The organism is Pseudomonas algeriensis (assembly GCF_048847255.1).
In the GTDB taxonomy this organism is placed as follows: domain Bacteria; phylum Pseudomonadota; class Gammaproteobacteria; order Pseudomonadales; family Pseudomonadaceae; genus Aquipseudomonas.
Genome location: NZ_JBKKRK010000003.1, coordinates 369,179 through 379,777, shown reverse-complemented (window position 1 = coordinate 379,777; position 10,599 = coordinate 369,179). Strand labels below are relative to the sequence as shown.

Sequence of the window (10,599 nt, the reverse complement as noted above, 5' to 3'; positions counted from 1 at the left end):
CGAAGCGGTTTAGGCCAGCGGTTGACGCTCAGTGCGGGTCACGGCAGTCTCCCCTGGGCCATTCCATTGCCAAACAAGGAGGTCACCGATGCCCTTTGCAACGATTGACGGACAACCGCTCCATTACCTGGACCAGGGCCAAGGCCCGGTAGTGGTGCTGGGTAGCAGCTATTTGTGGGACCAGAGCATGTGGGCGCCACAGGTCGATGCCCTGTCGAAACACTATCGGGTCATCGTCCCGGAGCTATGGGGCCACGGGCAATCCGGGCGACTTCCCGAGGGCATGACCTCACTGGACGACCTGTCCCGCCAGACACTGGCGTTGATGGATCACCTGGATATCGACTGCTTCAACCTGGTCGGCCTGTCGGTGGGCGGAATGTGGGGGGCGCGGTTGGCGCTGGCAGCGCCTAAGCGAGTGAGTTCGCTGGTGTTGATGGACACCTACGTCGGGGTAGAGCCGGAACCGACCCGCCAGTATTATTTTTCACTGTTCGACAAGATCGAGGCCAGTGGCAGCGTGCCCGAGCCGCTGCTGGATATCATCGTGCCGATTTTCTTCCGGCCGGGCATCGATCCGCAGTCGGCGCTCTACCAGCAGTTCCGTGCCACCTTGGCCGCGCTGCCAACGGATCGCCTGAGGGACAGTATCGTGCCGTTGGGGCGGATCATTTTTGGTCGGGACGACATCCTGTCGCGCCTGCCTGAACTGGATGCAAGGCGCACGCTGGTGATGTGTGGCGACCAGGACAAGCCGCGGCCACCGTCCGAGGCCCGGGAAATGGCCGAGCTGATCGGTTGCGAACACATGCTGATTGCGCAGGCGGGGCATATATCCAACCTGGAGAATCCGGAATGTGTGACTGAAGCGTTGTTGGGATTTCTGAAACGGATGCACTGACTTTGTGGCGAGGGGATTTATCCCCGCTGGGCTGCGCAGCAGCCCAAAACCAGATACCTCGGTGAAGCTGCCAAACCAAGTCGACAGGATTGGGGCCGCTTCGCGACCCAGCGGGGATAAATCCCCTCGCCACAGTTCAGTGTTCCGGATCACTTAGGCCCGAGAATCTTCACCAGTTTGTCCGACGACGGCGCGCCTTGCTGCTGTTGCAGTTCGCCCTGGTCATCGAGGTAGAAAATGGCTGGAGTGGAGGACAGCTCCAACTCGTCCATCAATTGCTGATTGGCGTCCAGTTTCGCCTGGATGGCCGGTGGTATTTCCTTGAGCGGCTTGAGCGAGCTGCCCTTGCCGGCTTTCTCATGGTCGGCCAGCGCCTTTTCTGGCGCCTTGGCCGCGAGCAGGGCGGCCGATTTGCCGGGGCTGTCTTCGCGGATGATGCCCACCATGATGTGACGCAACTGCACCTTGCCGGCCTTGACCCACGGCCGGGCCTGTTCCCAGAACATGTTGCAATACGGGCAATTGGGGTCACTGAACAGGTACACGGTGCGCGGTGCGTCCTTGCTGCCGTCGGCGATCCAGTTGCTGGCCTCCATTTTCGCCCAGATTTCCTTGGCCATCGGGGCATAGACCAGTTTTTGCAGCGGTTCGGCGCTCAAGTCCTTGCCGTCGGCGTCGTACAGGTTGCCCAGCAGGACGTGTTTGCCGTCCGGCGTCAGGTACAGCGCCATCCCACGGTTCTGGTATTGCGCCGCGTAGCCGCGCAGGCCGTCCGGTGCTTGGAAGGTGCCGACGATTTTCGCGCCCTTGGCTTCGATCTTCTTGATGGCCGCTGGCAATTCTTCGGCGTGAAGCAGCGGTGCCTGCAGCAACGCGCCGGCGAAAGCCAGGGTCAGCAGGTGGTGGAGGCGGGGCATGGCAGTTTCCTTGTAGAAGGTGGGATCGCCGAGGTTGGACCCGGCGTTTCGAAATTTTCCAGGGCGCGGGCCAGGCTGGCTTCCGACAGTTCACCCAGATGACTGCCGAGCAGGCGGCCATCGGCGCCATAGAACAGGGTCGTCGGCAAGGCCATTGACCCGACGGCCTGAGCGAGACGGCCACTGCCGTCGAACAGCACGTTGTGCAGGCTCAGGCCCTGGGTGGCGAGGTAAGTGCTGACGCTATGCATGCTTTCGGCCTGATTGACGAACAGGAACGTCAGGTCCGGGCGTTCCAGTTGAGCGGCTTCCAGCACCGGCATCTCGCGACGGCAGGGCGGGCACCAGGTGGCCCACAGATTGACCACCAGAGGCCCGCCCTGATAGTCGGTAAGTTTCACCGTTTGGCCGTCGGCGTTGCGCAGCTCGATCTCCGGCAACCGCGTGCCTTGGTCATAGATGGTCAATGACATTGTCGCCACCAGCCAGAACAGCAGGCCGCTGCCCACACCAAAGCCCAATGGCCGGCGCAGGGTCGGTCGGCGCCGCGCCCACAGCAGCGCCGCGGCCAACAGCACCAGTATCCCCGGCCATGCAAGGAAACCGCCATCGCGCAGATCGACGATCTGCCAGCGGTCGTCTCGATAATGATTCCAGTACGCCACGACAAAACCTGTTCGCGCGGCGAGCAGCCCGAGGAGAAACAGCACGAACAGCACCGACTCGGGGTTCTCGCCCCCGCGCTTGGCCACTCGCCAGCCGACGAACGTCGCCAATGCCAGCGCGCTGATCAACAGGAGGTGATGGATAGCGATGGCAAAGGTGCCCAGGGTAAAGGTCAGCATCAGCCTGCATCCCGGGTCAGGTTCCAACGCTCCAGGAAGCCTTTGGCATCGATCTCGCCCGTGATGCGCTGGCCACGGCGTTCTTCTGCGTCGGGCCCGATCCACAGCAGGCTGGGCGGGCCCGGCACCTGGTAGCGCTGGAGCAGCGCTCGGCTGGCGGCGTTGTCGGCAGTGACGTCCAGGCGCAGCAGGCGCACGTCGCTAAGCGCGGCCATGACTTCGGCGCGGCCAAACACCTGTTTCTCGATGATTTTGCACGACACGCACCAATCGGCGTAGTAATCCAGCAGGACCCATTGGCCCTGGGCCTTGGCGCTGTCCAATTCCCGTTGCAGGGCGGCGGGCTCGCTGACGGTGATGAAGGCGTCGTGTGCCTGGGCAGTCGCATTGCCCCGGGCACCGCTGTAGACCTCCAGCGGCTTGAACAGATCGTCGCTGCCTCCCGCCGCCCCGACCACCAGCAGGCTTCCCCACAACCCGAACAGCAGCGATACGCTGCCCCACAGATAGGGCGCGCGACCGAACCCCTGGGTCTGGCGCCAGGCGCAGTAAGCGGCAATCAGCAGCAGAGCGCCCCAGAGGCCGATCCACAGCGAGCCGTCGATGACCGGGCGGATCATCAGCAACGCGGTACCCAGGAACAGGAAGCCGAATACGCCCTTGAGCAGGTTCATCCAGGCGCCTGGCTTGGGCAGGAAACGATTGCCGACGGTCACCAGCAACAACAGCGGCAGGCCCATGCCGACACCCATGGTGAACAGGATCAGGCCGCCATGCAGCGCGTTGCCGCTCTGGGCGATGTACAACAGCGCGCCGGCCAGCGGCGCAGTCATGCACGGCCCTACCAACAGACCGGACAGGGCTCCCAGAACGCCGGCACCCACCAGGCTGCCACCGCGGCGCTGGCGGCCGGCGTTTTCCAAGCGATCACGCAGGGCGGCTGGGAGTTGCAGTTCGAAAAAGCCAAACATCGGCAGTGCCAATACAACGAAGATGGCCGCGAAGGTGCCCAGCAACCACGGCTGTTGCAGCAATGCCTGCAGATTGGCTCCCAACAGCGCGGCAAGCACGCCCATGGCGGCGTACACCATCGCCATGCTGATCACGTAGCTGCCGGCCAACGCCAGGCCGCGCCGGGGGCCGGCGCCGCTACCCACCACCAATCCCGCCAGGATTGGCAGCATCGGCAGCGAACAAGGGGTAAACGCCAGCAACAGCCCAAGGCCGAAGAACACCAGCAGGCTCCAGCCCAGCGCGCGCTGCTGCAAGCCGCTGGCCAGCGCCTGGTCTTGCGCCTCGCCAGTGCTTGCCACCGGTGCGGCGCCGCCCAGGTCTACGATTTGGGTCTGGGGCGGATAGCACAGGCCCGCATCGGCGCAGCCCTGGAAACCGACCTTGACCTTGCCGGTAGCCCCGGCGGGAATCTTCAGCTCCAATGCCTGGCGGTAGACTTGCTGGTCGCCGAAGAACTCGTCGCTGTGGGCTTCGCCCTCGGGCAGCTTCGGTTTCTGCGCTTCGGCCAGGCCATCGAACTTGAGCCGCTGCTGATACAGGTAATACCCGTCGGCGATCTGCCAGAACAACTGAGTTTCACCGGAGTCCAGGCGTTCGGAAGTAAAGACGAATGCCTTTTCCACCGGCAGGAAGTCGGGCTTGGTTTCGAAGGGATTGGCGGCCTGGGCCAGGCCCGAGATCAGAAACAGCCACAGCAAAAACAATCGACGCATGGGGTAGAGCCTTAGAACCAGGAGAGTGAGGCGCACAGTGGCGGCTGGCGATTAACCTTAAGTTAACGCCAGCCTACAAACGTGCCGGCACCCGTCGGGCCAATCAGAATTCCTGATAGGTTAACCGGTATTCGGACATCGGGGGATGGCTCAGTTTCCACGCTTGGGCCTGTTGCTTGGCGTCGGTGATTTCTTGCGCGGTCAATTGCGCTTCGAGGTGGGCGAGATTTTTGACAGTATCAGCGTGGCGCTTGAATTGGCGCGTTGTATCACTGACCAGCCAGAGCAGAGCGTAGGCTTTGACAAGGTCTTTTTCGTAGCCGTATTCCTGTTCATCCTCGTCCATGTCGTATTCCGTCGAGATCGCAAAGGCGTAGTCCAGCAAGGCATTGACATCATTGAGCTGAAGCCTCTTTTCCAGCCAGGCACGTCTGGTTGTCTTATCGCGTACTGTTAACAGTCTGGGGTACCACGCCATGGCTTTGGGCAAGCCCGCAATCGCGGCCTCCAGCAGGAGTCTCGTCTGTTCAGCCGTTGGGGTGAGGCCGGAGGGGACAAGTTTTTCATCCCTTCCATACAAGTAAGCCAGGATACATTTGGCCTCGGAGGAACCGGCTCGCTCGGATTTTCTCAACGACTCGATGTCCCCCGTCAATTCGTAAAGCTGTAGCAGGCGCTCAGCCGGGTCTGCGTTGGCTTCAGCCAATGCCTTGGCCTTGGCCAACGACGTTTCGTCCGCCAGTCGCAGCAGGGCGTAGAAATGATCTTGACCAGCAGCCTTTTGGTACCAGTTTCGCGCCTCTTCGGTCATGTTTCCGGCGTCACGCCTCAGCACCTCCGCCAAGGCATATTGCGCTTCTTTGTTGCCATCCGTGGCAGCTATCAATAGATGGAGTTTCGCTCTGTTGAATTCTCCCAGGTTGTATAACTCCAGGCCCTCGTTTGTCGCCATTGTTCGTTGCTTTTTTACATGGTCGACCAGGTTTTGGATCGCGGTGACAAAGTCGGCGTAACTGAGCAGCGCGTTCGTATGCGTATACATGTTGGGATACCTGCTTCAATAAGGAAAATATGTGTCCAGCGGGTACCAAAGTAAAAGCGACGGTCCATTCGGGTGCGGTATATATGTATGGCGATGGGTTCGAATGTTTCCAACGGTTACTGGTATGCCTCGCACCCACGGCTTTGCGGGCTGCCATAATTGCGCCTTAATGTTCACTTGGTTCAATCGCGGCTTTTGCCCATGGAGCGTTCATGCACGTATTGGTATGCGAAGATGACGCGCTGATTGCCAGCGGCATCGTGGCCGGGCTCACGGCTCAAGGCCTGACGGTCGAGCACGTCGCCACAGCATCGGCGGCGCGGGCCATGGTCGGCGTGGCGACGTTCGATGTCATGGTGCTGGACCTCGGCTTGCCCGATGAAGATGGCCTCAAGCTGCTCAAGCAATTGCGCCAGCAGGGCCTGGAAATCCCGGTGCTGATCCTGACCGCGAGGGACTCGGTGACCGACCGTGTCGACGGCTTGCAGGCCGGCGCCGATGACTATCTGCTCAAGCCCTTCGACCTGCGCGAGCTGGCGGCGCGCCTGCATACGTTGTTGCGGCGCGTTGCCGGGCGCAGCGTCAACCTGATCGAGCACGGTCGCCTGACGTATGACCCCAGCAGCCGGGAAACCACCCTGGACGGCCAGCCGGTTGACCTCTCCCGGCGCGAGCAGGCGCTATTGCAGGCGTTGTTGCACAGCCGTGGCCGGGTGCTCTCCACCGAGCAACTCAAGGACAGCGTCTACGGCTTCAATGACGAGCTGGAAAGCAATGCGCTCAACGTCCATATCCACCACCTGCGACGCAAACTGGGCAATGGCGTTGTCGAGACGGTGCGCGGGCTGGGCTATCGCCTGGGGCCGGCCGACGGCGGGGAATCTTCCAAGTGATGAGCCTGCGATTGCGCTTGAGCCTGACCCTGGGCGCGGCATTTGCCCTGATCTGGGCCTTGGCGGCGGCGTGGATGCTCAGCGACCTGCGCAATCAGATGATGTTTTCTCTCGATCAGCGCCTGGTCGCCTCGGCACAGATGGTCGCCGGGCTGCTGGAGCAATTGCCGCCGGTGCCCAGCAAGGGTGAGGGTACGCATTTCAGCGCCGAACAACTGAGCGTCCCGGGGGGCATGGCTTGTCAGGTTACCTCGTTGCGGGGCGAGATCCTGGCACGTAGCCACGACACCCCGGGACAACCGCTGGAAGCCGAGAAGATGGGCTTTCATGACCAGATGATCGATGGCGCGCCGTGGCGCAGCTTCACCCTGGCCCGTGGCGACTTGCGTATCACCACCGCCGACCGCCAGATTGAACGCGAAGCCTTGAACATGTCGGTGCTGCTGGCGGCGTCGGTGCCGGTCGGCGTGGCGTTGCTCGGTTGCCTGTGCCTGTTGTGGCTAGGCGTCGGCCAGGGCTTGGCGCCGCTCAATCGCATGCGCGATGCGTTGACGCGGCGTAACGCGGACTCCCTGGAGCCGTTGCAGATCCAGCCGTTGCCCAGCGAGTTGCAACCCTTGCTGGAAACCCAGAACCAGCTGCTGCTGCGCATCGGCAAGGCCATCGAGCGTGAGCGCCGCCTGACCGGTGACGCGGCCCATGAATTGCGCAGCCCCTTGACCGCCATCAAGACGCACCTGCAGGTGGCGCGCATGACCGACGGCGCCGCTCGCGACCAGTCCCTGGCGCGGGCGGAGGAGGGCGCCGATCGGTTGCACCGTACCCTGGAACAATTGTTGTTGCTGGCCCGGGTCGAGGGCAGCCTGTCGTTTGACGACGGTGTGCAATGCAATGCCGCGCAAGTCGCGCGGCTGGCTATCCAGGACGCGGCCAATGGCGCTCCCCAGCGAATCAGGCTGCATGTCTCGCCGCAATTGTCCGATGCGCCGGTCCAGATGCCGGCGGTCTTGTCCATAGCCGCGCTGCGCAATCTGTTGGACAACGCCTTGCGCCATACCCCGGACGATACTGACGTCGAGCTGAATCTGGAAATGGTGGGCCAGCGCGTGCGTTTCCAGGTACGCGACCACGGGCCCGGCATTGCCGCCGACGATGTCCAGCACCTGACGCAGCGCTTCTGGCGCAATGGGCAGAGCGAAGGTTGCGGGTTGGGGCTGGCGATCGTCCAGGCCATCGTTCAGCGATGCGGCTGCGGCTTGCAGTTCGATAGCCGCCCGGACGGGCTGCGGGTCGAGCTGACCGTGCCGGTGCAAGCCTCTTTGACTCAGTAGATAGCCCGAGGCAGTAAATCCGTGCCTCGCTGATGCGTTCCCACAACAGGAAACCTGCATGTGCGCTGCGAATGCGCACCTGCCCGGTGCGCCGTTTGGTCACTCATTGCGGGGTCGAGAACATGTCAGTCACAAGTCCTATCGAAGCATCGCCAGTACGAGGCGGCTCCACGCCGGTCGAGACGCTTTACCAATTCGACGAATCACCGTTGCTGGCGCGCCAGAACCGCCAGGAATCCAATGCACGCAGTTATCCCCGACGCATACCCCTGGCGCTCAAGCGCGCCAAGGGGCTGTACGTCGAAGACGTCGAGGGCCGTACTTTCATCGATTGCCTGGCTGGCGCCGGCACGCTGGCGCTCGGGCACAACCACCCGGTGGTGATCGAGGCGATCCGGCAAGTGCTTGCCGATGAACTGCCCCTGCATACCCTGGACCTGACCACGCCGGTGAAGGACCGCTTTGTCCAGGATCTGTTCGGCCTGTTGCCGGCAGCCCTGGTCGCCGAGGCGAAGATCCAGTTCTGCGGCCCCACCGGCACCGACGCCGTAGAAGCGGCGCTCAAGCTGGTACGTACCGCGACGGGGCGTAGCACGGTGCTGTCGTTCCAGGGCGGCTATCACGGAATGAGCCAGGGTGCGTTGAGCCTGATGGGCAGCCTGGGGCCGAAGAAGCCCTTGGGCGCCTTGCTCAGCAACGGCGTGCAGTTCATGCCGTATCCCTACGATTACCGCTGCCCGTTCGGTTTGGGCGGCGCGGAAGGCGTCAAGGCCAACCTGCATTATCTGCAAAACCTGCTGAACGATCCGGAGGCCGGCGTGCAATTGCCAGCGGCCGTCATCGTCGAAGTGGTGCAGGGCGAGGGCGGCGTCGTACCGGCCGACCTCGACTGGCTGCGTGGCTTGCGGCGGATCACCGAGCAGGCCGGGGTGGCGTTGATTGTCGATGAAATCCAGAGTGGCTTCGGCCGGACCGGCAAGATGTTTGCCTTCGAGCATGCCGGAATCGTCCCGGACGTGGTCGTGCTGTCCAAGGCCATCGGCGGCAGCCTGCCGCTGGCGGTCGTGGTGTATCGCGACTGGCTCGACACCTGGGCGCCGGGCGCCCATGCCGGCACGTTCCGGGGCAACCAGATGGCCATGGCAGCCGGTTGCGCTGTGATGCGTTATCTGGTGGAACACGACCTGCCGGCCCACGCCACCGCCATGGGCGAGCGCTTGAGCGAGCATTTGCTAATCCTGCAACGGGATTTCCCGCAGATGGGCGATATTCGCGGTCGCGGCCTGATGCTCGGCGTCGAGTTGGTCGACCCTGCGGGCGTGCCGGACACCCAAGGTCACCCACCGGTGCATGCGCGTCTGGCGCCACGCTTGCAGCGCGAGTGCCTCAAGCGTGGGCTGATCCTGGAATTGGGCGGCCGACAGGGCGGCGTGGTGCGGTTCCTGCCGCCATTGATTATCACGGCGACGGAAATCGATCGGGTCGCCGACATTTTCCGGCGCGCCCTGGAAGCCGCCGTGGCCGATGCCTAATTTTCCCTCGGCCCGGTACGTTTCTTTCATACCTTGGCTGCGCCCGTGGCGCGGCGAACCTTGAGCAATGACGGAGAAACACCATGACTTCAGTATTCGATCGCGAGGACATCCTCTTCCAGGTCGTGGTCAACCACGAAGAACAATATTCGATCTGGCCGGACTACAAAGCCATCCCGGAAGGCTGGCGTACGGTCGGCAAAAGCGGCTTCAAGAAGGAATGCCTGGCGTATATCGAAGAGGTCTGGACCGACATGCGCCCGTTGAGTTTGCGCAAGAAGATGGAAGAGCAGGCGGCCTTAGCGCAGTAGACCGCGGACACATGTGGGAGCGAGCCTGCTCGCGATGCAGGCAACTGGGTCTGTCAGTCAGACCAAGGTGATGCTATCGCGAGCAGGCTCGCTCCCGCAGGGCTTTGTGGTGTTGCGGGTTTTATTTGAACCGCCGCTCCACGCCTTTCTCCACCAGGATCTTCGCCGATATCTCTTCCACGGAAAAATGCGTGGAGTTGATATGGGGAATGTTCTCCCGCCGGAACAGGTTTTCCACTTCGCGCACTTCGAACTCACACTGGGCGTAGCTCGAATAGCGGCTGTTGGGCTTGCGTTCGTTGCGGATCGCGGTGAGGCGGTCCGGGTCGATGGTCAGGCCGAACAGTTTGTGCTGGTGGGCGCGCAACGCATTGGGCAGTTGCAGGCGCTCCATGTCGTCTTCGGTCAACGGATAGTTGGCCGCGCGGATGCCGAATTGCATCGCCATGTACAGACACGTCGGCGTCTTACCACACCGCGACACACCCACTAGGATCAGGTCGGCCTTGTCGTAATAATGCGTGCGGGCGCCGTCATCGTTGTCCAGCGCAAAGTTGACCGCCTCGATCCGCTCCATGTAGTTGGAGTTGTGACCAATGGAATGGGACTTGCCGACCGAATAGGAAGAATGTTCGCTCAGTTCCTGTTCCAGGGGCGCCAGGAACGTGGAAAAAATGTCGATCATGAAACCATTGGACGTTGCGAGAATCTCACGGATGTCCTGATTGACGATGGTGTCGAAGATAATCGGGCGAAAACCGTCGTTTTCGGCGGCTTTATTGATTTGCTGTACCATGGCCCGCGCCTTGTCGACGCTGTCTATGTAGGGGCGTGTCAGCTTGGTGAAGGTAATGTTTTCGAACTGCGCCAACAGGCTCTGGCCCAGCGTTTCGGCCGTGATGCCGGTGCCGTCGGAGATAAAGAAAGCAGATCGTTTCATTTGCGCCTTGGGCCTTAAGCTAGTGAGCTAGTCACGATTCTTGGATATGATAGGCGCGATTTGCCGGCCGCCCGTGGCCCGCATTCTCACTTATTTTCCAGGTCCAGGCCATATCGCCGGTGAGCGCTCCCCTGGAGCCGCCGGTACCTTGAGCTTTTCC

At 62.1% G+C, this 10,599-nt stretch carries 10 protein-coding genes; 5 read left to right on the top strand and 5 right to left on the bottom strand.

The annotated features are described in order from the left end of the window. The first annotated feature begins 88 nt into the window (after window positions 1–88). A complete protein-coding gene (locus ACLK1G_RS06980) occupies window positions 89–901 on the top strand; it encodes an alpha/beta fold hydrolase (protein ID WP_420764761.1) in 813 nt (270 codons plus the stop codon). A gap of 149 nt (window positions 902–1,050) precedes the next feature. On the opposite strand, the gene dsbG is transcribed toward ACLK1G_RS06980, so the two are convergent. From dsbG to ACLK1G_RS06960, 4 genes are all read right to left on the bottom strand, one after another. Continuing rightward, window positions 1,051–1,818 carry a thiol:disulfide interchange protein DsbG gene (dsbG, locus tag ACLK1G_RS06975; protein ID WP_420764760.1) on the bottom strand — a complete coding sequence of 256 codons (768 nt, stop codon included), beginning with the start codon at window positions 1,816–1,818 and terminating at the stop codon, window positions 1,051–1,053. After that, the gene (locus tag ACLK1G_RS06970) at window positions 1,794–2,663 is read right to left on the bottom strand and encodes a TlpA family protein disulfide reductase (protein ID WP_420764759.1); all 870 of its coding nucleotides are present in this window, start codon (window positions 2,661–2,663) and stop codon (window positions 1,794–1,796) included. Before ACLK1G_RS06970 ends, dsbG begins: the two co-directional genes overlap by 25 nt. Beyond that, complete coding sequence (dsbD, locus tag ACLK1G_RS06965; protein WP_420764758.1) at window positions 2,663–4,390, bottom strand: protein-disulfide reductase DsbD; 1,728 nt, start codon at window positions 4,388–4,390, stop codon at window positions 2,663–2,665. The genes ACLK1G_RS06970 and dsbD overlap by 1 nt, the downstream gene beginning before the upstream one ends. 103 nt (window positions 4,391–4,493) lie before the next feature. Next, the gene (locus tag ACLK1G_RS06960; protein ID WP_420764757.1) at window positions 4,494–5,432 is read right to left on the bottom strand and encodes an SEL1-like repeat protein; all 939 of its coding nucleotides are present in this window, start codon (window positions 5,430–5,432) and stop codon (window positions 4,494–4,496) included. A 212-nt stretch (window positions 5,433–5,644) separates the two neighbouring features. On the opposite strand from ACLK1G_RS06960, the gene ACLK1G_RS06955 reads away from it, so the two are divergent. The 4 genes from ACLK1G_RS06955 to ACLK1G_RS06940 all read left to right on the top strand — a co-directional run bounded on the left by ACLK1G_RS06955 (window position 5,645) and on the right by ACLK1G_RS06940 (window position 9,499). Further along, window positions 5,645–6,325 (top strand): response regulator, encoded by a 681-nt coding sequence (locus ACLK1G_RS06955; RefSeq protein WP_420764756.1) that lies wholly within the window; start codon window positions 5,645–5,647, stop codon window positions 6,323–6,325. Continuing rightward, window positions 6,325–7,656 (top strand): ATP-binding protein, encoded by a 1,332-nt coding sequence (locus ACLK1G_RS06950; protein ID WP_420764755.1) that lies wholly within the window; start codon window positions 6,325–6,327, stop codon window positions 7,654–7,656. The genes ACLK1G_RS06955 and ACLK1G_RS06950 overlap by 1 nt, the downstream gene beginning before the upstream one ends. Before the next feature lie 122 nt (window positions 7,657–7,778). Next, on the top strand, window positions 7,779–9,188 hold the full coding sequence (locus ACLK1G_RS06945) for an aspartate aminotransferase family protein (protein WP_420764754.1): 1,410 nt from the start codon (window positions 7,779–7,781) through the stop codon (window positions 9,186–9,188). A gap of 83 nt (window positions 9,189–9,271) precedes the next feature. Continuing rightward, window positions 9,272–9,499 (top strand): MbtH family protein, encoded by a 228-nt coding sequence (locus ACLK1G_RS06940; protein WP_420764753.1) that lies wholly within the window; start codon window positions 9,272–9,274, stop codon window positions 9,497–9,499. Between the two features lie 121 nt (window positions 9,500–9,620). On the opposite strand, the gene ppsR is transcribed toward ACLK1G_RS06940, so the two are convergent. After that, window positions 9,621–10,439, bottom strand: a complete 819-nt coding sequence (ppsR, locus tag ACLK1G_RS06935) for a posphoenolpyruvate synthetase regulatory kinase/phosphorylase PpsR (RefSeq protein WP_420764752.1) — start codon at window positions 10,437–10,439, stop codon at window positions 9,621–9,623. Between the last annotated feature and the right edge of the window lie 160 nt (window positions 10,440–10,599).